The organism is Kitasatospora sp. NPDC096077 (assembly GCF_040303245.1).
In the GTDB taxonomy this organism is placed as follows: Bacteria; Actinomycetota; Actinomycetes; order Streptomycetales; family Streptomycetaceae; genus Kitasatospora.
In genome coordinates this window covers 38920-62895 of record NZ_JBEOSV010000052.1, presented here as the reverse complement: position 1 = coordinate 62895, position 23976 = coordinate 38920, and the positions used below count along the sequence as shown (strand labels likewise).

The following is a 23976-nucleotide window of genomic DNA, read 5'->3' as shown; positions in this document are numbered from 1 at the left end:
GGCCGACAGATCCCGTTGAGGACCCGAGGTCAGTCAGGCGGTGGGTCAGACCTGTCCGGGAACCGCTCATGAACATCCTCACTGTCAGGCGGCGAACCCGCCGTCCACCGCCAGCTCCGCGCCGGTGACGTACCGTCCGTCCTCACCCACCAGGTAGGAGACCGCGCCCGCCACCTCCGCCGCGGTGCCGTACCGGCCGAGGGCGACGAAGCCGCGCTGGAAGTCCGCGGACTCGCCGTCGGCCGGGTTCATGTCGGTGTCGATCGGGCCCGGGTGGACCAGGTTGGCGGTGATCCCGCGCGGGCCGAGCTCCCGGGCGAGCGCCTTGGTCAGACCGATCAGCGCGGCCTTGCTGGTCGCGTAGAGCACGGCGCCCGGGAAGGCCACGCGCTGGGCGACGCAGCTGCCGATGCCGACGATCCGCCCGCCGTCCGACAGGTGCCCGACGGCGGCCCGGGCGTACAGGTACGGCGCGCGGACGTTCACCTCCAGCACCCGGTCGATCTCCTCTGGCGTGGTCTCCTCGATCGGTCCGACGGCGCCCACACCCGCGTTGTTCACCAGGATGTCCAGCCGTCCGAACCGCTCGGCGACGGCCGCCACCGTGTCCTGCACCGCCGCCGGGTCGGCGCTGTCGGCCCGGACGGCCCAGCCGGTCCGACCCATCGCGGTGATCTTCGCGACCACCTCCTCGGCCTGCTCGGCCGAGCCCCGGTAGGTCAGCGCCACGTGGGCGCCGTCCTCGGCCAGCCGCAGCGCGACCGCCGCCCCGATGCCCCGGCTGCCGCCGGTCACCAGGGCCACCTTGCCGTCCAGCGCCGCCGCACCGTTCTTCGTCATGTCCTCGGTCTCCTCGTCCAGGTGTTCCGATCGCGCCCCGGGCCGGTCCGCCGGTCGGGGGTCCGCTCTCGGTGTGCCTGTCGATCCTGGTCCGGGAGCCCTGATATCTCCGGCGGTATTCGGACGTTGCGTTCAATCTTCAACTACACCTCGGCCCCGCCCGGCTTCGCACCCCTGCGGCTTCGATCACCCCGCAGGCGCCCCCGCCGCGCGCTCCCGCACTCCGTAGTACGACCCGACCGCCGGCTGCCCGGTCCAGTTCGGCCCGGCCGACGGATCGGCGCCCGCATAGTCGAAGGGCAGCTCGACCGGCCGACCGCCGTCCAGGAGCAGCAGGTGGCGACGCGACCGGTACTCGAACCCGGCCGCCCGCAGCGCCGCCACCACCGCCCGCGCCAGGCCGGTGCCGTCGGGGCGGCGCACCGACTCGGGGTCGAAGTGGGCGGCGAACCGGCCGTCCGGGGTCAGCCAGGAGGCGGCGCGGGCGATCGCGCCGAGCTGGTCGCCGAGGTAGTGCAGGCCGTGCACACAGGTGATCAGGTGGTACGACCGCTCGGGCGCCCAGTCGGCGAGCGCCGCCGTCACCAGCCGCACCCCCGCACCCGGGGGCCGACCGAGGACGGACCCCAGCGGGCCGACCAGGTCGACGCCGGTCAGTTCGGCGCCGGCCGGTAGCAGCCGGGCTGCCTCGGCGAGCGCCCGACCCTCCCCGCTGCACAGGTCCAACCAGGCAGGTCCGGTCCCGCCGTGCTCCCGCAGCCAGGCGGCCGGATCGAAGCCGAGCTCGCGGGCGTAGCTGTTCACCCCGCTGAGGCCGCGTTCGCGGTTCATCGTGCGGTTGGCCACCACGTCGGAGGCGGTGAGCTCGCTGTCACTGATCAGTCGGACCATCAGGCGACCCTACCGGCGCGGGAAACCGGCCGAGGAGGGCCGCCGAACGCGCGGAGCGGCCACCCCGCGCAGGGGTGGCCGCCGGATCACGCCGGGGGCGGCTGATCAGTCGTTCGGATTGCCGGATGTCCTGATCGCCAGCCGGTCTGACCGCCAACCGGTCCGATCGCCGGCCGGCCCGACCGTCAGACGGTCAGCGTCTGGCCCGGGAAGATCAGATCCGGGTCGGCGCCGATCGTACGGGCGTTCTTGCCGTACAGGCCGTCGGTGTCGACGCCGAACTTGGCCGCGATGTCGCTCAGCGTGTCACCGCTGCGGACGGTGTAGCTGCCGCCCGAGGTGTTCTGCTCGGACGCCGGAGCGGACTGCGCCGGCTTGGCCGACGGACGGCCCTGCGGGGCCTCCGCGGCGTGCGGCTTCGCCTTCGGCGCGGCCTGCGGGGCCGTCTTCGGGGCCTGCGGGGCCTGCGGAGCGGCCTTGGCCGCCCGCTGGGCCGGCTTGGCGGGCTTGGCGGGCTTGCTGTCCGAGGAGCCCGAACCCGCCGAGGTGTCGACGGCGGCCGGGGCGCCGCCCTTGCTCAGGCCCGCCTTCCGGGAGCAGACGGGCCAGGCGCCCGGCCCCTGCGAGGCGAGCACCTTCTCGGCGACGGCGATCTGCTGCGCCCTGGTCGCCTGGTTGGCCTGGGGAGCGTACGCGGTTCCGCCGTACGCGGCCCAGGTGGAGGGGGTGAACTGCAGTCCACCGTGGAAGCCGTTGCCGTTGCTGATGCTCCAGTTGCCGCCGCTCTCGCACTGGGCGACCGCGTCCCAGGCCGAGGAGGGTGCGGCGGAGGCCGAGGTGGCCGTGACGAGGCCGGTCACCGGCAGGGCCGCGACGGCGGCGCCCGCGACGACCGCCATCCTCAGGCGGTGACGCTTGACGGTGGCGGTGGTGTCGGTGGCAGCGGCGTTCTCGTGACGGGAAGTCATGAATGTCCTCTCGACAAGCCCCGGGCGGGCAGGCGGAACCAGGCCCGGATCAGGGGCCGGTCGGTCGCGCTCACCGCACTCGTCGGGCGGCCGGCCACGTGTCGGACGTGCCATGCCGCCGCGGTCACCACCACTCGCCGACGGCCTCGTTCGAGCCGGTCTCGTCGGCAGGCACCGCCCTCGCGCCGGGGGTCAGTCGGCGGGCCGTGCGTCGGGGTGAACCCGGGTGGCGCTCGTTGCGCCGCCAAGAAAGCTAGGGGCATGTCCGGGGCGCAGCAAGCAATTCTTGGTCTTCGCAGGTCAGTTGACTGTTACCGGCGGTATCGATCAAGAAACGACGCCCGGTTCGACCAGGTTTGACAGCATTTTAAAGATCGAACGATCAATTCCCGTGCCCGCGCTCACATCTGTCCATTCGTGAACTCCCACACACCATCGACGGTCCGCAGTCGGAACATGACGGACCGTCACCACCGCATCCGGAGTTCCCGATTCACGACGGCAGTTCAGTGGCATCCGCCACGGCAAACACGTTCGGTCATCGAAGAAACGCGCTCAGTTGCCGCCGCCGAGCTCCGCGTCCCGCGCCAGCAGCGCCGCCTGGACCCGGTTCTCGCAGCCCAGCTTGGCCAGGATCCGGCTGACGTAGGTCTTCACCGTCGCCTCGCTCATGTGGATCCGGGCCCCCGCGTCCGCGTTGGACAGGCCCTCCCCGAGCAGCGCCAGCACCTCCAGCTCGCGCCCGGTGAGCACCTCCAGCCGGCACCGGGCCGCCGCGCCGCGGGCGGCCACCGAGCCGCCGCGCCCGGCGGCCAGCGAGTCGACGATGTGCCGGGTGGCGGCCGGGGAGAGGAAGGCGTTCCCACCGGCCGCCGCCCGGACGGCCTGGATCAGCTCGTTCGGCGCGGTGTCCTTGAGCAGGAACCCGGCGCCGCCCTCGGTCACGGCGCGCAGGACGTTCTCGCGCTCCCCGAAGGTGGTGAGGATGATCGCCCGCGCGCCGGGCGCGACCCTGCCGAGCTCCCCCAGCGCCGTGAGCCCGTCCATCACCGGCATCTGGATGTCCAGCAGCACGACGTCCACCCGGTGTGCCCGGGCCAGCTCCAGCGCCTCCCGACCGTCGGCGGCCTCCGCGACCACCTCGATGTCGTCGGCCGAGCCGAGGATCATCCTGATCCCGGCCCGGATGAGCGGCTCGTCGTCGGCGACGAGGACTCGGATCACGCTGGTCATTCCCCTCGAACGGTGCTGCGGTCGGCCGGCCGGCGCCGTCGATCACGACGTCGGACGCGACGTCGAACGGCGATCCGCCCGGGGCACCATCCTCACATCCCGGCCGCCCCCGCCTCCCGCCGAGCCCCCCGCCGCGCTCCCCGCCGCGCCCCCACCGGACCGGACGGACGTCAGTCCTTGGTGACGTACTCGACCTTGTCCACCAGCACCCCGCCCTTGAAGCAGAACCGCGCCACGTGGTTGTCCGACCAGGAGTCGCCCGGCTCGCCCTTCGACAGCGAGTACCACCGGCAGTGCGCGCCCTCCGGCTTCGCCGGACCGGCCTCCTGGTAGTCGGAGGTGAAGAAGTCGTTGCCGGGCGGCAGTCGGCGCATCACCTCGGACTTCGACTCGCCCACCTGGATCTGGTCGTAGACCGACTGCTGCACCGTCGAGTCGCTGGCACCCCGGACGAAGGCCACCACGCCCCAGGCCACCAGGCCCGCCACGATCAGCGTCACCGCGACCACCCCGGCCGCGCAGCCGAGCGCCGGGCGGCGCGGACCGGTGTCCGCGTCGCCGGGCGGCGAGGCGCCGCCGAGCACCCAGTCGTCCTCGGCCAGCAGGGCGGCGGCGCCCTCGGCCTCCGCCCCCTCGTACGGGAGGACGGCGGCCAGCCGGAAGCCCTGCTCGGGCGTCGGCCCGGCGTGCACCATGCCGCCGACGAGCCGGGCGCGCTCCCGCAGGCCGGTCAGCCCCTGTCCGCCGCTCACCACCGCGCCCGCGCCCGCGTGCGCGCCCACCAGCTCCGGCGCGCGGGGGTTGGTCACCTCCACCACCAGCGCGTCCGGCTCGTACCGGAGCGCGACCGCGATCGGCGCGCCGGGGGCGTGCTTGTGCGCATTGGTGAGCGCCTCCTGCACGATCCGGTACGCCGCGTGGTCGACCGCCGCCGCCAGCGGTCGCCGCTCGCCCTCGGTGCGGAACTCCACCAGCGCACCGGCCCCCCGGGAGGACTCCACCAGCCCCTCGACCCCGTCCACCCCGCCGCGGGCCGGCGCCGGACCGGGGCTGCCGACCACCGGCGGCAGCGCCGTCGACTCGTCGTGCAGCACCCCGACCACCTCGCGCAGCTCGCGCATCGCCGCCACCGCCGCCTGCCGCAGCACCCCGACCGCCTCCCGCTGGCGGTCGCTGAGGGTGCGGTCCACCTCCAGCGCGCCCGAGTGCACCGAGATCAGCGCGAGCTGGTGGCCCAGGCTGTCGTGCATGTCCTGGGCGATCCGGTGCCGCTCCCGCAGCCGGGCCTGGTGCACCACCATCGCCCGCTCGCGCACCAGCTGGTCGTTGCGCTCGCGCAGCGCGTCCAGCAGGGCCCGGCGCTGCGCCCGGTAGCGGCCGTACAGCGCGGGCAGGACGGCGAAGACCAGGAAGATGGCGAGCGACAGTCCGACGATCAGCTTCGGCGAGAAGGACGCCCCGTCCTTCAACGTCCCGGACACGCAGAACAGCAGATAGCTCAGCAGGAAGGCGCCGGTCACCCGCCGGACCCGGCCGATCCGCGCCCCGGCCGCCCAGCCCGCGCAGGCCAGCAGCGGGGTCGGCCCGATCGACCAGCCGGCGATCGCCCCGGTCAGCACCAGCACCGTGGCCGGGTACCCGCGCCGCAGCAGCCACAGCCCGGCGACGGCGAGCCCGAAGGGCACCGCCAGACCGGTGCGGGCGACCACCTCCAGCAGGCCCGCGGTCACGCCCATCAGCAGGGCCAGCACGGCCTCGCCCACCACGCGCCGGGGCCGCCAGGGCCCCGGCAGCGCCGTCCGTACCGCCTTCGACCAGGCCCGCGTGATTGCTTCCACCCGTCGAGGCTAACCGGGCGCCCGCCGCGTCCGCGGTCACCCTTCGTCGCCGCCCGAGCCGACGAAAGTCGCCGCTCCAGGAGGCCCTGGGCCCTGGCGCCAGGCCAGAGCTCCAGGCCCTACCCGAACGCGGTGAGCAGCAGCGCCACGTCGTCCACCCGCCCGGTCGAGCCGACTTCGCGCAGCAGCCGCTCGGCCAGCTCCTCCAACGTCTCCCCCGCCCGGCCGTGCGCCAGCGCCGCCCGCAGCCGGTCCACCCCCTGGTCGATCGCCAGCGCCGGGTCCTCCACCAGCCCGTCGGTGTAGAGGGCGAGCAGCGAGCCGGGCCGCAACCGCAGCTCGCTGACCGGGTACGCGACACCCTCGTCCACGCCCAGCAGCGGCCCGCCCGGAACGTACAGCGCCTCGGCCCGCCCGTCCGGGTGGCGCAGCACCGGCGGCAGGTGCCCGGCCCGGCCGATCCGCACGGTGCCGTCGGCGGGGGTGAGCCGGACCAGGCAGCAGCTGGCCAGCAGCCCGGGGTCGAGGTCCAGCAGCAGTCGGTTGGTGCGGGCGAGCACCTGGTCGGGCGGCTCGCCGCCGCTGGCGAACGCCCTTACGGCGCTGCGCAGTTGGCCCATCGCGGCGGCGGCGGCGACGCTGTGGCCCTCGACGTCGCCGATCACCAGGGTGAGGTCGGCGCCGGTGAGGATGGCGTCGTACCAGTCGCCGCCGATCTCCATGCCCTGGGTGCCGGGCAGGTAGCGGGCGGCGGTGCGCAGGCCGGGCACCTGCGGGAGCCGGTGCGGCAGCAGGGCCTGCTGGAGGCCGCGGGCCAGGGCGAACTCGGCGTCGTAGAGCCGGGCGCGCTCCAGCGCCTGGGCGATGAAGCCGCCGAGGCCGGTGAGCAGGCCGCGCTCCTCGACGGTGAAGGGGTGCGCCCGGTCGAAGCCGAGGATGCAGCTGCCGACCGGTCGGCCGGAGGCGATCAGCGGCAGGAAGGCCCAGGCGCCCATCTCGTCCAGGGCCAGGCCGGGGTAGGCGGCGGCGAGGTCGCGCACCGACTCGAAGAAGATCGGGGTGCCGGTGCTGAGCGCCTCGGCGCCGGGGACGCGGGCGTCGAGCGGGGTGCCCTCGAAGCCGTCCAGGAAGCCGTCGGGGTAGCCGCTCTGCGAGACCAGGTGCAGCCGCTGCTCGCGCACCCCGTAGATGGCAAGTTCCTGGCCGCCGAAGGCCGGGAGGATCTCCTCGGCCACCGCCCGGCAGACGTCGCGCACGGTGACGGCCTCGGTGAGCGCGCTGGCCAGCTGGAGCAGGTGGTGGGTGCCGCCGACGCCGGTGGCGGCCGCGGGCGGCGCGGCGGCGGGCGGTTCGGCGGTGCCCGGCGGGGCCTCGGCGGCGATCACCCGGGCGGTGACGCCGTGCCGGTCGGGGTAGAGCGAGAAGGCCAGCCAGCCGTCCGGCGGGCGGGCGGCCAGGAAGGCGGTGGGCTGCTGGGAGAGCAGGGCGGCGCGGTAGCGGTTCTCGTGGAAGGGGTCGGCGAGCCAGGGCAGCACCGTCCAGAGGTGGTGGCCGACCAGGTCCGCCGCCGTCGCCCGCAGGAGCTGCTCGGCGGTCCGGTTGACCGAGCCGACCAGTCCGTCGGGGTCGAGCGAGAGGACGCCCTCGGGCAGCCGCTCGACGGCGGCCGCGGCGGCGGTGACGGCCCGGACGTCCAGGACGGCGCCGACCAGGTGGGTCCGGCCGTCGGAGATCGCGCCGGGGACCCGGGCCCACAGTTCCACCGGGTACGGGCGCCCGGCCGGCCCGAGCACCCGCACCTGGGCGGCCAGCACCTCGCCGTGCGCCAGGGCGGTCCGGGCGGCGGTGCGGAAGCCGGGGACGTCCCCGGGGGCGATCCGGCCGGTCAGGCAGCCCACCGTGCCGTCGAACTCGCCGGGCCCGAAGCCGAAGATCTCCCGGAACCCGGCGTCCGCGGCGAGCGCGCCGGTGGCCACGTCCCAGTCGAACATCCCGACCCGGGTGGTCGGCACGGACGGCGGCGGCAGCTCCACCACGGCGGTCTCCCCGGTCGGCTCCACCATCCGCCCGTCGGACGCCAACTCGGCCAGCCCGGCGCCGAGTTCACCGGCAACGGCGTCCAGCCGGCCGCCCTCCCGGACCGGCACCCCCTCGTCCGAGGCGGGCCACAGCACATTGAGCACGCCGTACCGCTCCCCGCCGTGGCCGACCGGAACGCAGACCGAGACGAAGTCGTACGGCAGTCCGACGGCGAGCTGCGGGAAGCGCCGCATGGTGTCCTCGGAGTCGGCGAGCGCGACGGCCCGGCCGGTCCGGAAGCAGACCGCGACCGGCAGCGGCCCGGCGGCCGCGACCCGGCGGAACGGGCTGATGATCGACAGCGGCACCCCGACCAGGGTGCGCAGCACCAGCGACCGCCGGTCCCGGGAGCGCAGGTAGACCATCGCCGCGTACGCGCCGGTGGAGCCGAGCACCCGGCGGACGGCCGCCGCCAGCAGCTCGTCCCGCTCGTGGACCGCCTGGGTCTCCCGGGCCGGCTGGTCCGCCTGGTCCGCCGGAGCCGCCGGGGCCGTCTCCGCTCCCGGATCCGGGCTCGGCTCCGGCACCGCTTCCGGGCCTGCCGCGCGGACCGGCTCGGCGGCCCCGCCGGTCACCCGCGGATGGCGCATGCTCCCTTGCTACGTCCGCCCCCGAACGGTGTCAAGGCGAGCCCTCGCGCCCCACCCGCCCCACCGGCACCGGACGGCGGGCGAGAAGTTAGGCAAGCCTCACCTTGCCAGGCGGGCGGTCCACCCCCTACGATGAAGTCCTCAGACAACCTGATGACCTGAGGACTTGGGAGAACGGAACAACCATGTCAGCCCTCCATGACCTGACGCTGGCCGAGCAGGCGGAAGCCGTCCGCGCCCGCGCCGTCTCACCGACCGAGCTGGTCGACCACCACCTGCACCGGATCGCCGAGCTCGACGGCCTGCTCGGGGCCTACCGCACGGTCGACGCCCCCGGCGCCGGCCGGGCCGCACGGGCGGCCGAGGCCCTGCTGCTCGCCTCCACCGGAACCGACGGCGGCGACGGCCTGCCCCCGCTGCTCGGCGTACCGCTGTCGGTGAAGGACACCTGGCCGGTCCGCGGCCTGCCGTTCACCGCCGGCTCCGGCGCCTTCGACGACCGGATCGCCCCGGCGGACGCCACCGTGGTCGGCGCCCTGCGGACCGCCGGCGCCGTCCTGCTGGGCACCACCACCGCGGCCGAGTTCGGCTGCTCCTCCTACACCGAGACCGCGCACGGCACCGCCCGCAGCCCGTACGGCCCCGCCCTCGGCGCCGGCGGCTCCAGCGGCGGCGCCGCCGTCTCGGTCGCCTCCCGGCTGGCGGCCGGCGCCCTCGGCAGCGACGGCGGCGGCTCGGTCCGGATCCCCGCCGCCGGCTGCGGGGTGGTCGGCCTCAAGCCCAGCCGGGGCCGGGTCACCCCCGCCCCCGGCACGGACGCCTTCGGACTGGCCACCGCCGGCCCGCTGGCCCGGACCGTGCTGGACGCCGCCCTGCTGCTGGACGTGATGGCGGGCAGCACCCCGGGCGACGCCGGCACCCTGCCCGCCCTCCCCGCCGGACACTTCCGGGCCTGCGCCGAACGCGAACCCGGCCCGCTGCGGATCGGCGTCCTGCCGCCGGCCGACGGCTGGCACCCCGAGGCCGCACTGGCCTGCCGGCGCACCGCCGAACTGCTCCTCGACCTCGGCCACCACATCGAGGAGGCCCCGCCGACCGACCCGGACGAGTACCTGCCCGACTTCACCGTGCTGTGGAGCGTGCTGGCCGCCGCCGTCCCGGTCCCACCCGAACGGGAGGAACTGCTGCTGCCGCTGACCCGCTGGCTGCGCGCCTGCGGCTCCGCCCACGACGCCGTCCGGTTGTACACCGCGACCGCCTCGCTGACCGCCACCGCCCGTGCGGTCTGCCACCGCTACGACCGCTACGACGCGGTGCTCAGCCCGACCACGGACACCCCTCCGCTGCCGATCGGCTCCCTGGTCGACCCGGACTCCCCGGAACGGACCTTCACCCGGATGCTCGCCCTGACCCCGCGGACCCCGCTGGCCAACCTCACCGGCCGACCGTCGATGAGCCTGCCGCTGCACTGGACACCGGACGGGCTGCCGATCGGCGTGATGCTCACCGCCCGGCACCACCGGGAGGGCCTGCTGCTCTCCCTCGGCGCCCAACTGGAACGGGCCCGGCCCTGGCACCACCACGCCGCCCGGCAGGAAGCCCTGCTGGAGCAGGCCCGGCAGGCGTCGGCGCGGACCGGGCAGGTGGCCCGGTGAAGCGCGGCCAGCTGGCCTTCCTGACCGGCACCCACATCGTCAACGACCTCTACCAGGGCGCCGTCCCAGCGCTGCTGCCGTTCCTGATGTCCGAACGGCACTACAGCTACACCGCCGTCTCCGGCATCGCGCTGGCTGCCGGCGGACTCTCCAGCGTGGTCCAGCCGCTGTTCGGCCTGCTGGTCGACCGCCGCCGCCGGGACTGGCTCATCCCGGCCGGGTTCCTCACCGCCGCGGCCGGCATCACCGGCGCGGCCCTGGCCGGCAGTTACCCGCTCACCTGGCTCTGCGCCGCCCTGGCCGGGATCGGCATCGCCGCCTACCACCCGCCCGCCACCGACCGGGCCCGGGCCGCCGGCGGACGCTCCCAACGCGCGATGAGCCTGTTCTCGGTCGGCGGCACCCTGGGCGCCTCGCTCGCCCCGGCCCTGGTCACCCTGGTGGTCGGCTCCTACGGCCTGGCCGGCGGCTGGCTGCTCGCCGTCCCGGCCCTGGTGACGGCCGTGCTCTGGGCCCTCCGGGCCCGGCAGCGGCGCCCCGATCCGCAGCCGACGGCCGTCCCCCGGACCGTCACGACGAGCGCGCAGCCCGACGACTGGCGGGCCTTCGGACGCCTGGTCGCCACCATCATCGGCTGGTCGATCCCCTATGTGACGGTCACCTCGATGCTCTCCCTGCACATCCAGCGCGACCTGCACGGCTCGACCGGGCTCGGCGCGACCGCCCTCACCCTGCTCACCCTGGCCGGCGCGGCCGGCACCCTGCTCGGCGGCTGGCTGGGCGACCGCAGCGGACGGCTGACCCCGATCCGCGCCGGCTACCTGCTGGCCGTTCCCGCCCTGGCCGCCGTGGTCCTCGCCCCCTCCACCACGGTCGCCGTGATCGGCGCGACGGCGTTCGGACTGGCCATGTTCCTGCCCTTCGCCCCACAGGTGACCCTCGCCCAGGACTACCTGCCCACCCGGCCCGGCACCGCCTCCGGACTCACCCTGGGACTCGCCATGTCGGTCGGCGGCCTCGCCGCCCCCCTGCTCGGCCGGCTGGCCGACGCCCACGGCCTGCGCACCGCACTCACCCTGGCCCTCGCCGTCCTGGCCGTCGCCGTCGGCTGCGCCCTGCGGCTCCGCGACCGGATCCTCCCGGACCACCACGCCGGGGCGGAGCCCACCCGGGCCCCGGCCGAACCGGCCGCGGAACCGGTGGCCTGAGGCGCGACACCCGGCGGACGGACGGCAGACCCGTCCGCCGGGCGGGTGACGGCTACGCCGGCCCGGTGAGGTCGACCTCCACCGGGTACGGCACCGCGGCCTTGACCAGCCCGGTGAACAGCTCACCCGCCCGGTACGTCCCCGTCGCCTCGTCCAGCAGATACGTGTGCACGATCGGCACCCGGCCCGCCGCCTGCTCGACCCGCCAGTAGAAGGGGATACCGGCCTTCGCGTACTGGTCGAGCTTGACCACCCGGTCGGTGGTCTCCGAACCCGGCGAGACGACCTCGACCAGCAGCAGCACGTGCTCCGGCCTGGTCGGTGCGACGTCGATGGCGTCCACCCGGTAGACCACCACATCGGGCCGCCGGTTGTTCAGCGGCACGTCCTGCAGCCGCACGTCGAAGTCGTTGTCCGCGTTCCACTCCGTGCCGCCGGCCTCGTCCAGCGCATTCGCCAGGAACCGCGCCAGCCGGTTGTGGCACCGGGAGGGGCTCGGGCTCACGACGACCATCCCGTCGAGGATCTCGATGCCCGCGCACTGTTCCTCGGTCCAGGAGTCGTACTGCTCACCGGTGATCTGCCGGCGCATCCACTCGGGTGCGATCATCTCGGCCGTCACGGCGTACCTCCCCGGTCACCTGCGCGAGCCTGTGCTGTGGGCCACAGCCTAGTGCGGCGCACCGACGGCACCCGACGGTTCGAGCGCCGTTCGATATCCTCCCGACGGGTGGCGGCACCGAGGCCGCCGGGGGTGGAAGCGAGGAGTGCGTGAAGGCGTCCGAGGGTCCCGTGCAGGAGGCTTCGTGGCAGTGGGACGGGGAGGCTGACGGCGCGGAGGAGGCGCCCTCGGACGTGCTTGGCGGGGGCCGGGGCGAGGGTGACGGCCCGCGGCGGCCGAGCCGGCGCGGGCTGCTGGTCGGCGCCGGGGTGCTGGCGGCCGGCGGGGCGGCGTGGGCGCTGAGCCGGACGGGCGACGACCGGACGATGCCCGGCCCGGAGCAGCCGAAGCCGACCGCACTGTCCGGGCCGACACCGCTGTGGACGTACCGGGGCCCGCAGCAGATGACCATCGGGCGGATGGTCACCCTGCCGCAGCGCCCGGTGTTCCTGTCCAAGGCCGGGCTGCAGGTGCTCGACCCGGCCACCGGTGAGCCCCGGCGGCTGGTGGCCTTCGACCCGCCGCGGCCCGCCGACTTTCCGGCCGGCGTCGAACCGCCGCTCACCACCGTCGTGTTCGGGCCCGACCAGTTCTTCACCGCCGCCTCCAAGGGCCACCTGGACGCCCACCACCTCACCGATCCCGCCGCCGACTGGAGCCTGCCGCTGCCCGCGGAACTGCCCGGCCAGGTCCAGCTCCGCTGCCTGGAGAACGGGGTCCTCTACGGCTCCACCTGGCAGCTGCCCCGGGCCGACGCCCCCGTTCCGGGCACCCGGCTCTTCGCCCTGCGCGTCGCGGACCGCGCCCTGCTGTGGACCGTCACCGCCGACCACCAGGATCAGCCGGTCGCCGCCGCCACCCGGAGCACGCCCCACCTGCTGGCCTGCTCCCGCACGACCGGCGACCGCGCCGAGCTGGTGGCCCGGGACGCCGACACCGGACGCGAACTGTGGACCGCGCCCGCCGCGGACGGCCTGTCCTTCTGCACCGCGAACGGACCGGACCTCCTCGTCCCGGACGGCACCGGCGGCGTGCGCCTGCTGGGCCCCGACGGCAGGCCGGGCTGGACCCACGCCCCCGCCCGGGGCGAGCCCTGGCGGGCGATGCCACCGGTCGCGGCGGGCCCCCGGGTGTTCGTCCCGCACGACGACGGCACCGTGGCCTGCATCGACACGGCCACCGGCGCGGTGCTCTGGTCCCGCAAGCTGCCCTTCCTGCTGGACACCCGCAGCCGCCCGCTGTTCGTCGACGGCGTCGACACGCTGTACGTGCCGGGGCCGGCCAGCGGCGGGGTCGTCGCGCTCCACGCCGCCACCGGCGAACCGGTCTGGACCTTCCGCGACTCCGGCCCGGGCCGGGACGTCTGGACCGTCGCCACCGACCGGACCTCCCTCTACGCCGGACACGACGACGTCCTGCACGCCCTCCCGCTCGGCTGATCCCCGACCGCCCCCTCCGACGGACCCCGCACAACCGGCAGGATGGCCTGGTGCAGGTACACCCGATCTCCCCCGACAAGCTGGCCGAGCTGCTCGCCGACCGGATCACCGCGCTCCCCGGCGCCGGCGAGCGCCGGCTGCGGATCGCCGTGGACGGCGCCGGGCCCGCCCGCCCCGAACTGCTCGCCGACGCCCTGGTGGAGCCGCTGCGACTGCGCGGCCGCCCCACGCTGCGGGTCTCGGCGGCGGACTTCCTGCGCCCGGCCTCGATCCGGCTGGAGTACGGCCACCAGGACGCCGACGCCTTCCACGACCTCTGGCTGGACGACGGCGCCCTGCTCCGCGAGGTGCTGGACCCGCTGGAGCCGGGCGGCAGCGGCCGGGTGCTGCCCTCGCTGCGGGACCCGGTCACCGACCGCTCGACCCGCGCGCCGTACGTCCAACTCCCGCCCGGTGGCGTGCTGTTGCTGGACGGCGCACTGCTGCTGGGCCGTTGGCTGCCGTTCGAGCTGACCGTCCATCTCGCGCTCACCCCGGCCGCGCTGGCCCGCCGCACCCCGGCCGACCGGCAGTGGACGCTGCCCGCCTTCGGCCGCTACGAGGCGGAGACCGGGCCGGCCGAGGCCGCCGACCTCACCATCCGGGTCGACGACCCCCGGCACCCCGCCCTGGTCGAGCGTTCGTGACGGCCTCGGCCGGGGCCGGTCCGCGTTGGCAGTACGGGCACCAGAACACCGCCCGGTCGCGCGGCGCCTCGCCCTGGCGTCCGGTCAGCACCGGTGTGACGCAGCGCGGGCAGGGCCGCCCGGCCCGGCCGTAGACCCAGTGCCGGTAGCCGGGCCTGGTGTCGCCGGTGGTGATGTGGCCGGGGCGCAGCTTGTTGGCGTCCAGCATCTGCCGGGCGCGCTCCACCAGCCGGTCGGGGTGCGGGACTTGACCGACCTCGGTCCACGGGGTGACGCCCGCGACGAAGCACAGTTCGTTGGCGTAGACGTTGCCGATCCCGGCCAGGTTGCGCTGGTCGAGCAGGGCCTCGACGAGCGGCCGGGAGGGGCGGGCGAGGAGCCGGCGGACGGCCTCGGCCGGGTCCCAGTCGGGGCCGAGCAGGTCCGGCCCGAGGTGGCCGACGGCCCGGCCTTCGTCGGTGGTGCGCAGCAGTTCGACGACGGGCAGCCGGTAGCCGACGGCGGTGCCCTGGTCGGTGCCGAGGACGGCGCGGATCTGGTGGGCGGGGCCGCCGGTCCACCGCTCGCCGGGGCGGTAGACCTCCCAGTGGCCGTCCATCCGCAGGTGGGTGTGCAGGGTGAGGCCGCCGTCGAGGCGGGTCAGCAGGTGCTTGCCGCGCGGGCGGACCTCCAGCACCCGGCGCCCGGCGAGGGCGGCGGTGGCGTGCGCGGGCACCCGCAGCTCGGCGCTGGTCAGCAGCCGGCCGGCGAGGGCCTCGTGCAGCCGGGCCGCCACGCGGTAGATGGAGTCACCTTCTGGCATGACTCCATTCTGGTCCGCGTGGCGGCCCGGTGCGGCACCGCCCCCGGCGGCTACTGGGCGCCGCCGTCCCCGTCCTCGTCGCCGTCCTTGACCTGGCCCTCGCGGACCACGACCACCGGGCAGGGGGCGTGCTCGGTGACGTGGCGGCTGACCGAGCCGAGCAGCACGCCGGAGAAGCCGCCGAGGCCGCGGCTGCCGACGACCAGCAGCGCGGCGCCCTTGGCGGCCTGGAGCAGGGCGCCCGCCGCGTTGCCCGGCATGACGGTCTCGACGATCCGCACGCCGGGGTCGGCGCCGACCACCTTGGCGACGGTCTCGGAGAGGGTCCGGCCGGCGAGTTCCTCCGGGTTGAAGGACTCCTCGGAGGGGGCGGCCGTGCCGCCCCAGCCGTAGAAGGCGGGGTACTCCCAGGCGGCGACGGCGGCGATCGTCCCGCCGACGGCCTTGGCGTAGGCGATCGCCCAGCGCAGCGCCTGCTCCGAGGCGGGCGAGCCGTCCACGCCGACGACGATCTGGGGATTGGCGGTCATGCGGTGTCTCCTTCGGTTTGCTCCTGCTCGGTCCCGACCCGCCAAACTTAGAGCGAATCGGACAAATGACCGCTGTTTGCCACGCCGCGCCCGGCGTTCCGCGTTCAACTCGGGGTCAGGCCGGGCGTGTCGGCCTCGGGTCGCGCGGGCCGGCGCTCCACTGCGGGATCAACTGCGGTAGGCCGCCCAGGAGTTGGACATCCGCTGGACCTGCCCCGGGGTGAACTGGTGCATGCAGGAGTCGTAGCTGTAGTCCATGAAGTTGTGGATCGGGTCGAGGCCGCCGCCCGGGCAGCTGTGCCGGCCCTCGGGGCAGCCGTAGGCGGGGCTGCGCTCGGGCGGGGTGTCGTCCACGTAGTCGCCCGGGCCCAGGCAGCCGCCCTGGAAGGTGTGGAACAGGCCGAGCCAGTGTCCGGTCTCGTGGGTGGCGGTGTTGCCCTCGTTGTAGTGGGTGGCGGGGCCGCCGGGCAGCGAGTCGTCCAGGACCACCACGCCGTCGTCGGTCGGGGCGGAGCGGTAGGCGTTGGGGAAGGTCGACCAGCCGAGCAGGGACTGTCCGGGGTGGACGGTGTACAGGTTGAGGGTGCCCTGGTCGCCCTTGCGCAGCGCGCTCTTCATCGCCTGCTCGGCGGCGGAGCCGGGGGTCATGCCGTTGTACCAGTCGGCATTGTCGGTCCAGTCGGTACCGGCCAGCTCGAAGTGGAACGGGGTGGTGGCGTTGCCCTCGCCCTGGCCGCCGTAGGTGGCGTTGAGGTGGTCGATCTGGGCGGCGACCACACCGCCGTCCAGCCGGCCCGTCTCCCCGGCGTGGATCACGTGGACGTACACCGGCACGGTGGTGGGGGTGGCGGCCAGCGGGACGTGGGCGGAGCCGAGCTCGGCGAGCCGGTGGTCCAGGTCCGCCTGCATCTCCCGGGCCCGGTCGGCGCTCACCGCGTTCGGGTCCCCGGCCACCGGGCTGCCGGCCGGCTTGCGCGCGGCGGCGTCCGCCGGGGCACCGGCTCCGTCGCAGACGGCCGCCACCGCGCGGTGCGGGGCGGGCGCGGCGAACTGGCTCAGACCGGCCGCGGCGACCAGCGCGGCGGCGCAGGGGAACAGGCGGGGGGCGCGCGAACGCACCCGGGCAGTACGGCGCATCGGCGCTCCTGTACGGGGAAACGGGAGGATCGGGGGTGCTGACGAGGGGTCGACCGCCCCTCGGGCCCGCCCACCGGCGACCGGCGCCCGGCGCGGACCCGCCCGAGACTACGACGCGGTGAAGTCGATCTCCCGCAGGGCGCGCGCGGCGGCCCGGTCGAGTACCACGGCCGACGCACAGCCGGCCGGCGGCCGCGCCCCGGCCCCATCTCCCATTTCCGTCCCCAGCAGGAGGCGGCGCAGCCGGGCGGCCGCGGCCCGGTGCCGGGCGAAGGCGTAGCGCGACACCCACCGCCCGCGCCGCCGCTGCCCCGAGCGGGCCTCGGCCGGGTCGGCGTCGAGCAGCAGCAGGTGCACCCGGCGGCCCTGCCCGGCCGCGACGCGCACCAGCCAGGCCCGGACCACCGGCAGGGTGCCGCAGTCGTGCACCGCGAGCGGCCCGCCGTCCAGCACCGCCCGGCGCAGCCGTCGGTAGTGGGCGAGCCGGGCGAGCGGGCGGTACAGCGCGTACGGGAGGCGGCCGGGCAGCCGGGCCGCGTACTCCTCGCGGACCAGCTGGGAGTCGACCAGCGGGGCCCGGACGCAGCGGCGCATCAGGGTGCTCTTGCCGCTGCCGGGCAGTCCGGTGACGACCAGCAGGTCACCGGCCCGGTAGTGCAGGGCGGTCGGACCGGGGCCGCGCAGCTCGTGCACGCCGGTCCGGACGGTGAGCGCCCGGCCGTCCGCCGCAGCGCGGTCGGGGCGGTTCCCGGCAGGGCCGGGCGGCGGCACCCGTGGCACCGCCGCCCCTGGTGTTCGTGCGCCCGTCACCGGCCCTCCGCCCGCCGCATCCGCTCCCGTTCCCTCCCAAGGAGCATCGCGTATTACCAAGGGCAAGTAAAGACCCCTGGTCAGAGCAGGCGCGATCGCCGGTGCTGGCGTGATCGCCGGTGGGCGTCGGGGGTCAGCCCAGCTGCGGGGCGACCCGGGAGGCGATCAGCTCCAGGTGGTCCAGGTCCGCCAGGTCGAGCACCTGGAGGTACACCCGCCGGCTGCCGACCGCCGCGTACCGGCCGAGCTTCTCCACCACCTCGTCCGGGGTGCCCGCCAGGCCGTTCTCCTTCAGCTCGGCCACCTCCCGGCCGATCACGGCCGCCCGGCGGGCCACCTCGGCGTCGTCCCGGCCGACGCAGACCACCAGGGCGTTGGAGTAGACCAGCTCGTCGGCCGAGCGGCCGGCCCCCTCGACGGCGGCCCGGACCCGGCCGAACTGGGCGGCGGTGTCGTCGACGGAGGCGAACGGCAGGTTGAACTCGTCGGCGAAGCGGGCGGCCAGCGCCGGGGTGCGCTTCGGGCCCAGGCCGCCGACCAGGACCGGGATGCGCTCCTGGACGGGCTTGGGCAGCGCGGGCGAGTCGGTGAGTGTGTAGTGCTCGCCGGTGAAGGAGAAGGTGTCGCCGAGCTTGGTGCGCCACAGCCCGGTGATGATCTCCAGCTGCTCCTCCAGCCGCCCGAACTTCTCCTTCGGAAAGGGGATGCCGTAGGCGCTGTGCTCGGCCTCGTACCAGCCGGCGCCGAGGCCGAACTCGACCCGGCCGCCGCTCATCGCGTCGACCTGGGCGACCTGGATCGCGGTGACGCCCGGCAGCCGGAAGGTGGCGGCCGTCATCAGGGTGCCGAGACGGATGGTGCTGGTGTCGCGGGCGAGGCCGGCCAGGGTGATCCAGGCGTCGGTGGGGCCGGGCAGGCCGTCCACGTCGCCCATCTTCAGGTAGTGGTCGGAGCGGAAGAACGCGCTGAAGACGCCGAGTTCCTCGGCGGTGCGGGCGACCTTCAGGAGGGTGTCGTAGCTCGCGCCCTGCTGGGGCTCGGTGAAGATGCGGAGATCCATGGCGCCCATTCTGGTACGGAGCACCGGATCGTGAACGCAGGGAACCGGCCATGCCACGGAACGTTCCGAAGGTGGCCAAGGTCTCAGCACGGAAGCGTCACGCCCCGGCCTGCCCGCCCGGCCGCTCGCCTACCGTGGACGGATGTTCGCGACCCCCGACGAGTCCTTCCGGCGCTCCCCCGACGGCCCGGCCGGCTGCCCGCTGCCCGGCATCGTGGCCGCCTTCACGCCCCGGCTGGCCGAGTTCGCCTTCGAGCCCGGCTTCGTCGCCGCCGTCGACCAGCACGCGGCGATGCTGCGCGAGCTGCTGTACGCGCAGGGGCCGGAGCTTTCGCCCCGGCCCCTGGACCGTGAGGAACTGTCGGACTACGCGCTGGGCTTCCTGGACGCGCTCACCGAGATCGGCTGGCGGGAACCGGTCGGCTACGACTACGCCGTGACCCGGCTGACCGCGATCTGCTGGCTGGTGCGCGAGCAGGGCCTGCTCGCGGTCTGAGCGGCGGCCGCCCCGGTGGGGGCCGCCGCCGCTGCCGGTGCGGCTACCTCGGCCGGTCGCCCTCGATCCCCGGGGCCGGCGGGTTGCCCGGGCCGGTCTGGGTGGTCGGCCGGGCCGGCTGGTTGCCCAGCGCATCGGACCGGCCCGCCTGGTAGGAGGTGCCGCGCAGCCGGGCGCTCTCCTGCTCGGCGTTGTTCAGCCAGCGGTCCCAGCGCTGCCGCATCGGCGTGATCAGGCCGCCGCCGACGCCGACCACCAGCACACCGGTGATCGTCGCCAGCGCGGCGATCAGCACCGGACCGGTGATCGCGGTCGCGATCCCGGCCTGGCCGAGCGCCGCGATCACCCCGAGCCCGACGATGAACGCCCAGGTCAGGGTGGACACGGTGCGGCCGTACGACGCGCCGGAGAGCGCGTTGCCGACGATGTCGCGCACGCCGTTGGCGATGGCCATCGCGACCACCACGATCGCCACCGCGACGATGCCCCTGGGCAGCCAGGCCACGATGCTGTGGATCATCACACTGATCGGGTTCGGGCCGAAGACGCCGAACGCCAGCTGGAGCGCCATCAGCAGGATCGCGTAGTAGACGATCTTGCAGATGATGCCGGTCATGTCGTATTTCGAGCCGCTCAGGTAGCGGGCCATTCCGGCCCGCTCGGCGACCTTCTCCGAGCCGACCCGACGCAGCACGCGGTCCAGGAGCCGGGCGATCGCCTTGGCCACGATCCAGCCGATGACCAGGATCGCCAGGAAGGCGATGAACTGCGGGATGACTTTGGCGATCTTGCCCCAGGCCTGGGTGAAACCCGACCCGAAGTCGACGGAAAGTGCGAGCTGCTGAGCCACGGAGTCCTCCACTCGGTGACACGGCGCCACGAGCGGCGCCGGCGACCCCCCACCCTTCGTGGATAGCAGCACCCCGGCCCGACCGCGCGCGCCCGAATGTCCGGGATGGTTCCGTCGGGTGAAGACCCGGGCCGACCGTCCACGTACAGTAGCGGTCCGGACCGCGGGGGGAACGGGGGTCACGGCGACGGAACCGGAGGGTGCGAAGGTGAGCGGAAGCGGTACGGGTACGGGTACGGGCGCCGGGACGGGCGCCGACGCCGACGCCGGAACTGGCACTGGCACTGGCACTGGCACTGGCACTGGCACTGGCACCCACAGGGTGCTGCACTGGCGGGTGCGCCCCGCGGCGGCCCGGGCGGCCGTCCTGGTCCTGCACGGCGGCGAGGAGCACAACCTCGCCCGGCCCCGCCGTCTCAACCTCCCGCTGCTGCGGATGCACGGGTTCCTCCGCGCCCTCACCCGGGACACCGCGGACGCCGGCATCGCCATCGGCACCGTCCGCTACCGCCACCGCGGCTGGAACGGCGACCGGGCCGACGCCGCCCAGGACGCGTTCGCCGCGCTCGACGAACTCACCAAGACCCTCGGCCCGGTCCCCACCGTCCTGGTCGGCCACTCGATGGGCGGCCGCGCCGCCCTCCGGGCCGGCGGCCACCCCACGGTGACCGGACTGGTCGCCCTCGCCCCCTGGTGCCCCGCCGAGGACCCCTGCGACCACCTCGCCGGCCGCGACGTGCTGTTCCTGCACGGCGACCGCGACACCGTCACGCTGCCCGCCGACACCCGCGCCTTCGCCGCCCGCAGCCGCGCCGCCGGCGCCCGGGTCTGCGGCTACACCGTCGCCGGCAGCGGCCACGCCATGCTCCAGCGCATCCCCGACTGGCACCGCGCCACCAGCCGGCTCACCACCGCCCTGCTCGGCCTCCACCCCCTCCCCGCCGAGACCGCCTCCGCCCTCGCCCTCCCGCCCGCCTCCCCCGAGGCCCTCACCCTCCCGCTCCCCCGCCAGCCCCGCACCGCGCCCTGACCTGGGTGCGCCCGGGCGCACCGGGTCAGCCGAGCGGGGTCAGGTCGCCGTGCGGGGTGGTGAGGTAGGCGGGGAGGTCGGGGTGCCGCTTCAGCAGGGTGACGAGGTCCTCGGTACCGGCCATCGGGGGCGGGACCAGGAGGTGGCCGTGCTGCTCGGGCGGGACGAGGCCGCGGACGAGCGCGCTGCGGACGGTGCGGCCGTGGCGGGTGGCGCCGCCGTGGGCGAGGGCGCTCACGCCGCCGCGGGCGGACAGCTGGTCGAGGGCGGGGACGAGCCGCCAGAGCTGCTGGGCCTGGTGGCTCTGCAGGGAACCGGCCAGATTGGCCTCCAGGCCGTGGTCGTGGCAGAGGTCGACGAAGGCCCGGATCTCGTCGAGGGTGAGGATGCCCGCCCGGGCCAGGCCGTGGGCGTCGGTGTCGTGGCGGTCGAGGTCGACCAGTTCGGTGCTGCCGGCCGTGGAGACCAGGCCGATCCGGGCGACCTTGAGCAGGATGCTGGTGTCGAGCATGATCGCGTCGGCGCCGGCCGCGGCGCTCGCCTCGACCATGGCCCGGATCGCGGTGCGGTCGGTCCGGCGGGCCCAGGTGAGGCCGTAACGGTCGTGCGGGAAGGGCTCGTTGACGGCGACGAAGCTGCCGCGGGCGGTGTCCGGCAGGCCGGCCGCGGCCGCGTGGTCGGCGAGGTCGAAGGCGCCGGGGGTGTCCGGGCCGCAGGGGTGGTACTCGCCCAGGCCGACCAGCGCGCGGCGCACCTGCGGCAGGGTCTTGCGGGCGTCCCACAGGTCGAGGTCCTGGGCGAACAGCACCGCCATCACCCGGGTCGCCGAGAGGCCGTCGGCCCGCCGCACGGTGGCGACGATCTCGCCCAGCACCTCGCCGGCCTCGGCGGCCGTCATGCCGTCCAGTCCGACCTTGACGATCCCGCAGGGGTGCACCCGGATGCCCATCGCGAGGGCGACGCCCAGGGCGGCCTGGGCCGCCTTGCCGACCTGCTCGTAGGCCGACTTGGCCACGGCCAGGCCGTTCTCGGCCCGGCGGTACAGCAGTTGGTCCTCGCCGATGTTGGTGCTGAGCTGCACCGGCAGCTCCCGGCGGGCGGCCAGCACCGCGTCCGCGATGTCCATGATCCGGCGCGGCTTGATGGTGCCGAGGGCGCTGCGCGGGTCCTCGCTGTCGATGATCCGGGCGCCGCCGAGCACCGCCTCGCGGGCCTCCTGCGGCCCGAACACGCTGACCAGCAACCGTCGATCGGCTTCCATGCTCCCCCACCCCTGCGGCTGTTCACGATCCGTGCCGGTCACGCTAGCGAGGGGTGGGGGTGGGACGGTCGGATCGCTCACTCGTTCGGGTGAACGTGTTCGATTCTGCCGCTGCGGCGACCCGCCGTCCTACTCGGCCTCGGGCACCCGGCCCGCCAGCAGGGCCCGGCCGAGCGGGGTGGGGCGGTGGGTGACGGTGCGGCCGGTCCGGTCCTTGCTGGTGAGGCCCGACTCGGCCAGCACGGTGGCGTGTTCGCTCGCGGAGGCGGTGGAGATGTCCAGCACGGCGGCCAGGTCCTTGGTGGAGCAGGGCCCGTGGGCGGCGATGGCCTCCAGCGCGGCGGCCCGGGTGTGGCCGAGCAGCGCGGTGAGGGTGCGACTGGGAGTGGGTTCGACCTCGGGCTGCAAGGGGCCGCCGATCCTCGCCGGGTAGAGGAGGACGGGCTGCTGCCGGGGGTCCTCGAAGCGGGCGATGACGGGACGGCGGGGGCCGAACACGCAGGGCTGGAGCAGCAGTCCGCGGCCGTCCAGCCGGATGTCGTGCCGGCAGCCGCCGGCCAGCGGGAAGCTGAGCACCGGGCGGCGCCAGGACAGCGCCGGGTGCAGCGAGCCGAGCACCTGGTCCGGTTCGGTGATCCGGCGGCGGCGGCCGTGCTCGGTGGTGACGATGGTCTCGATCTGCCGCCGGTACGGGTCGATCGCGCGGGTCTGGTAGTCCGCGGTGACATTGCCGAGCAGCTTCCTGGCCCGCTGGTCGCCCGCCGCCACGCCGCGCGCGAAGGCGCTCAACTGCCGTACTCCGCCCACCGATCGCAGATGGTCGCGGAGCGGCTCGGGGGGCGCCTCGGCGGTCGCGCTCTCGGTCGCGCCGGGATCGCGGCGGACCGCCAGGAACTCCGGGATCGCGGTGGGGGTGTAGAGGTCGAAGAGCAGCGCGGTGCGCGGGTTCCAGGAGGCCCGCAACCGGTTGCGCCAGTCCAGGAAGCGCGGATCGCAGCGGCCGCTGACCAGACCGTGCACGCTGAGGGACAGCTCCATCGACATGTCCGGGCGCTCCGCGACCCGGATCCGGTCCAGGTCGTCCGTTCCGAAGAAGATTCGCAGCACGAAGGTGATGGTCGCCCCGGAGACGCCCGGGCCGCAAGACTGTTCGGCGAGATCCGAATCCATCGCCCGACGGGCGCACCCCCGGCAGACTCGGAGGACCGGCGGGCGACCCCGGCCGGGGTGCCCCGGGTGACGGACCGGGGCACCCCGCACAGGCCGTTCAGCCGAGTTCGGCCGCCGTCTCCACCACCACGCCGTAGAGGTCGCCGATGGTGGCGAGCGCACCGCGGTGGATCTGGGCGGCGGTGAGCTCGGTGTCACCTGAGCGCAGCGGGCGGGTCGCGCAGGCGTCGGCGACCACGGTGGGGCGGTTGCCGCGCAGGAAGGCGCCGGCGGTGGTGAAGGCGACGCACATGTGGGTCATGAAGCCGGCCACCACCACGTCCTGCTGCCCGGCCGCGTCCACCAGGGCGGCCAGGTCGGTGCCGACGAAGGCGTCCGGGGCCTGCTTGACCACGACTCGCTCGCCGTCTGCCGGGGCCACCGCCGGGTGGATCCGCCCGATCTCGGCGCGGACGTCGTACGGGGTGCCCTCGCCGCCGTCGTTGACGACGTGCAGGACGGTGGCGCCGGCCTCCCGGGCGCGGGCGAGGAGCGCGGCCGCCGCGTCGAGGGCCTCGCGCCAGCCGGTCAGCTCCATCACGCCGCGGGTGTAGGTGTTCTGGTAGTCGATCAGGATGAGGGTCGCGGCGCCGAGCGCGGCGGGCTTCTCGTCGAGACCGTTGAGGGTGCGCAGGGTGGTGGTGAGCATGGCGGAACCGCCTTCGTCGGCTGGGGAACTGGGGATCGGGGCAGGTCACGCCTG

At 75.1% G+C, this 23976-nt stretch carries 22 protein-coding genes; 6 read left to right on the top strand and 16 right to left on the bottom strand.

Annotation, left to right across the window (positions count from 1 at the left end):
- Window positions 1-84 precede the first annotated feature (84 nt).
- The 6 genes from ABTZ03_RS32255 to ABTZ03_RS32230 all read right to left on the bottom strand — a co-directional run bounded on the left by ABTZ03_RS32255 (window position 85) and on the right by ABTZ03_RS32230 (window position 8439).
- Entirely contained in the window at window positions 85-840 is a 756-nt protein-coding gene (locus tag ABTZ03_RS32255; protein WP_350516678.1) for an SDR family NAD(P)-dependent oxidoreductase, read from the bottom strand.
- 186 nt (window positions 841-1026) lie between these two features.
- Window positions 1027-1731, bottom strand: a complete 705-nt coding sequence (locus ABTZ03_RS32250) for a class I SAM-dependent methyltransferase (RefSeq protein ID WP_350516677.1) — start codon at window positions 1729-1731, stop codon at window positions 1027-1029.
- Between the two features lie 185 nt (window positions 1732-1916).
- Window positions 1917-2699, bottom strand: a complete 783-nt coding sequence (locus tag ABTZ03_RS32245; protein WP_350516676.1) for a transglycosylase family protein — start codon at window positions 2697-2699, stop codon at window positions 1917-1919.
- 555 nt (window positions 2700-3254) lie between these two features.
- The gene (locus tag ABTZ03_RS32240) at window positions 3255-3923 is read right to left on the bottom strand and encodes a response regulator transcription factor (protein WP_350516682.1); all 669 of its coding nucleotides are present in this window, start codon (window positions 3921-3923) and stop codon (window positions 3255-3257) included.
- 179 nt (window positions 3924-4102) lie between these two features.
- Window positions 4103-5770, bottom strand: coding sequence for a sensor histidine kinase (locus ABTZ03_RS32235; protein ID WP_350516675.1), 1668 nt, complete (start codon window positions 5768-5770; stop codon window positions 4103-4105).
- 119 nt (window positions 5771-5889) lie between these two features.
- Window positions 5890-8439: a SpoIIE family protein phosphatase gene (locus tag ABTZ03_RS32230; RefSeq protein WP_350516674.1), complete on the bottom strand. Its 2550-nt coding sequence runs from the start codon at window positions 8437-8439 to the stop codon at window positions 5890-5892.
- A gap of 185 nt (window positions 8440-8624) precedes the next feature.
- Here ABTZ03_RS32230 and ABTZ03_RS32225 point away from each other — a divergent pair, with 185 nt between their 5' ends.
- Window positions 8625-10094, top strand: coding sequence for an amidase (locus ABTZ03_RS32225; RefSeq protein WP_350516673.1), 1470 nt, complete (start codon window positions 8625-8627; stop codon window positions 10092-10094).
- The gene (locus ABTZ03_RS32220; protein WP_350516672.1) at window positions 10091-11302 is read left to right on the top strand and encodes an MFS transporter; all 1212 of its coding nucleotides are present in this window, start codon (window positions 10091-10093) and stop codon (window positions 11300-11302) included. Before ABTZ03_RS32225 ends, ABTZ03_RS32220 begins: the two co-directional genes overlap by 4 nt.
- Before the next feature lie 52 nt (window positions 11303-11354).
- Here the strand turns inward: ABTZ03_RS32220 and ABTZ03_RS32215 are convergent, their stop codons facing one another.
- A complete protein-coding gene (locus ABTZ03_RS32215) occupies window positions 11355-11924 on the bottom strand; it encodes a Uma2 family endonuclease (RefSeq protein ID WP_350516671.1) in 570 nt (189 codons plus the stop codon).
- 149 nt (window positions 11925-12073) lie between these two features.
- Between ABTZ03_RS32215 and ABTZ03_RS32210 the strand changes: the two genes are divergently transcribed.
- Both ABTZ03_RS32210 and ABTZ03_RS32205 read left to right on the top strand, forming a co-directional pair.
- Window positions 12074-13402, top strand: coding sequence for an outer membrane protein assembly factor BamB family protein (locus ABTZ03_RS32210; RefSeq protein WP_350516670.1), 1329 nt, complete (start codon window positions 12074-12076; stop codon window positions 13400-13402).
- 50 nt (window positions 13403-13452) lie between these two features.
- Complete coding sequence (locus ABTZ03_RS32205) at window positions 13453-14088, top strand: nucleoside/nucleotide kinase family protein (protein ID WP_350516669.1); 636 nt, start codon at window positions 13453-13455, stop codon at window positions 14086-14088.
- Here ABTZ03_RS32205 and ABTZ03_RS32200 read toward each other — a convergent pair.
- The 5 genes from ABTZ03_RS32200 to ABTZ03_RS32180 form a co-directional block, all read right to left on the bottom strand.
- A complete protein-coding gene (locus ABTZ03_RS32200) occupies window positions 14036-14890 on the bottom strand; it encodes a DNA-formamidopyrimidine glycosylase family protein (RefSeq protein ID WP_350516668.1) in 855 nt (284 codons plus the stop codon). The genes ABTZ03_RS32205 and ABTZ03_RS32200 overlap by 53 nt on opposite strands.
- A 50-nt stretch (window positions 14891-14940) precedes the next feature.
- A complete protein-coding gene (locus tag ABTZ03_RS32195; protein ID WP_350516667.1) occupies window positions 14941-15420 on the bottom strand; it encodes a universal stress protein in 480 nt (159 codons plus the stop codon).
- Between the two features lie 168 nt (window positions 15421-15588).
- Window positions 15589-16557 carry a zinc metalloprotease gene (locus tag ABTZ03_RS32190; protein ID WP_350516666.1) on the bottom strand — a complete coding sequence of 323 codons (969 nt, stop codon included), beginning with the start codon at window positions 16555-16557 and terminating at the stop codon, window positions 15589-15591.
- Window positions 16558-16665: 108 nt separating this feature from the next.
- A complete protein-coding gene (locus tag ABTZ03_RS32185) occupies window positions 16666-17337 on the bottom strand; it encodes an AAA family ATPase (protein WP_350516665.1) in 672 nt (223 codons plus the stop codon).
- A 163-nt stretch (window positions 17338-17500) separates the two neighbouring features.
- Window positions 17501-18427: an LLM class F420-dependent oxidoreductase gene (locus ABTZ03_RS32180; protein ID WP_350516664.1), complete on the bottom strand. Its 927-nt coding sequence runs from the start codon at window positions 18425-18427 to the stop codon at window positions 17501-17503.
- 142 nt (window positions 18428-18569) lie between these two features.
- On the opposite strand from ABTZ03_RS32180, the gene ABTZ03_RS32175 reads away from it, so the two are divergent.
- Window positions 18570-18923 (top strand): DUF6401 family natural product biosynthesis protein, encoded by a 354-nt coding sequence (locus ABTZ03_RS32175; RefSeq protein ID WP_350516663.1) that lies wholly within the window; start codon window positions 18570-18572, stop codon window positions 18921-18923.
- 43 nt (window positions 18924-18966) lie between these two features.
- Here ABTZ03_RS32175 and ABTZ03_RS32170 read toward each other — a convergent pair whose 3' ends face one another.
- Window positions 18967-19773: a mechanosensitive ion channel family protein gene (locus tag ABTZ03_RS32170; RefSeq protein ID WP_350516662.1), complete on the bottom strand. Its 807-nt coding sequence runs from the start codon at window positions 19771-19773 to the stop codon at window positions 18967-18969.
- A gap of 322 nt (window positions 19774-20095) precedes the next feature.
- On the opposite strand from ABTZ03_RS32170, the gene ABTZ03_RS32165 reads away from it, so the two are divergent.
- Window positions 20096-20803: a serine aminopeptidase domain-containing protein gene (locus ABTZ03_RS32165; protein ID WP_350516661.1), complete on the top strand. Its 708-nt coding sequence runs from the start codon at window positions 20096-20098 to the stop codon at window positions 20801-20803.
- A 25-nt stretch (window positions 20804-20828) separates the two neighbouring features.
- Here ABTZ03_RS32165 and ABTZ03_RS32160 read toward each other — a convergent pair whose 3' ends face one another.
- From ABTZ03_RS32160 to ABTZ03_RS32150, 3 genes are all read right to left on the bottom strand, one after another.
- Window positions 20829-22064 (bottom strand): (5-formylfuran-3-yl)methyl phosphate synthase, encoded by a 1236-nt coding sequence (locus ABTZ03_RS32160; protein WP_350516660.1) that lies wholly within the window; start codon window positions 22062-22064, stop codon window positions 20829-20831.
- A gap of 129 nt (window positions 22065-22193) precedes the next feature.
- Window positions 22194-23234 carry a helix-turn-helix domain-containing protein gene (locus tag ABTZ03_RS32155; RefSeq protein WP_350516659.1) on the bottom strand — a complete coding sequence of 347 codons (1041 nt, stop codon included), beginning with the start codon at window positions 23232-23234 and terminating at the stop codon, window positions 22194-22196.
- Window positions 23235-23331: 97 nt separating this feature from the next.
- The gene (locus ABTZ03_RS32150) at window positions 23332-23922 is read right to left on the bottom strand and encodes an isochorismatase family protein (RefSeq protein WP_350516658.1); all 591 of its coding nucleotides are present in this window, start codon (window positions 23920-23922) and stop codon (window positions 23332-23334) included.
- Between the last annotated feature and the right edge of the window lie 54 nt (window positions 23923-23976).

What these genes read in the sequence shown, in the direction of transcription:
- ABTZ03_RS32245 (WP_350516676.1), bottom strand. Translation starts at nt 2,699, where the DNA reads ATGACTTCCCGTCACGAGAACGCCGCTGCCACCGACACCACCGCCACC.
- ABTZ03_RS32195 (WP_350516667.1), bottom strand. Translation starts at nt 15,420, where the DNA reads ATGACCGCCAATCCCCAGATCGTCGTCGGCGTGGACGGCTCGCCCGCC.
- ABTZ03_RS32150 (WP_350516658.1), bottom strand. Translation starts at nt 23,922, where the DNA reads ATGCTCACCACCACCCTGCGCACCCTCAACGGTCTCGACGAGAAGCCC.
- ABTZ03_RS32250 (WP_350516677.1), bottom strand. Translation starts at nt 1,731, where the DNA reads ATGGTCCGACTGATCAGTGACAGCGAGCTCACCGCCTCCGACGTGGTG.
- ABTZ03_RS32160 (WP_350516660.1), bottom strand. Translation starts at nt 22,064, where the DNA reads ATGGAAGCCGATCGACGGTTGCTGGTCAGCGTGTTCGGGCCGCAGGAG.
- ABTZ03_RS32255 (WP_350516678.1), bottom strand. Translation starts at nt 840, where the DNA reads ATGACGAAGAACGGTGCGGCGGCGCTGGACGGCAAGGTGGCCCTGGTG.
- ABTZ03_RS32155 (WP_350516659.1), bottom strand. Translation starts at nt 23,234, where the DNA reads ATGGATTCGGATCTCGCCGAACAGTCTTGCGGCCCGGGCGTCTCCGGG.
- ABTZ03_RS32190 (WP_350516666.1), bottom strand. Translation starts at nt 16,557, where the DNA reads ATGCGCCGTACTGCCCGGGTGCGTTCGCGCGCCCCCCGCCTGTTCCCC.
- ABTZ03_RS32200 (WP_350516668.1), bottom strand. Translation starts at nt 14,890, where the DNA reads ATGCCAGAAGGTGACTCCATCTACCGCGTGGCGGCCCGGCTGCACGAG.
- ABTZ03_RS32175 (WP_350516663.1), top strand. Translation starts at nt 18,570, where the DNA reads ATGTTCGCGACCCCCGACGAGTCCTTCCGGCGCTCCCCCGACGGCCCG.
- ABTZ03_RS32225 (WP_350516673.1), top strand. Translation starts at nt 8,625, where the DNA reads ATGTCAGCCCTCCATGACCTGACGCTGGCCGAGCAGGCGGAAGCCGTC.
- ABTZ03_RS32180 (WP_350516664.1), bottom strand. Translation starts at nt 18,427, where the DNA reads ATGGATCTCCGCATCTTCACCGAGCCCCAGCAGGGCGCGAGCTACGAC.
- ABTZ03_RS32230 (WP_350516674.1), bottom strand. Translation starts at nt 8,439, where the DNA reads ATGCGCCATCCGCGGGTGACCGGCGGGGCCGCCGAGCCGGTCCGCGCG.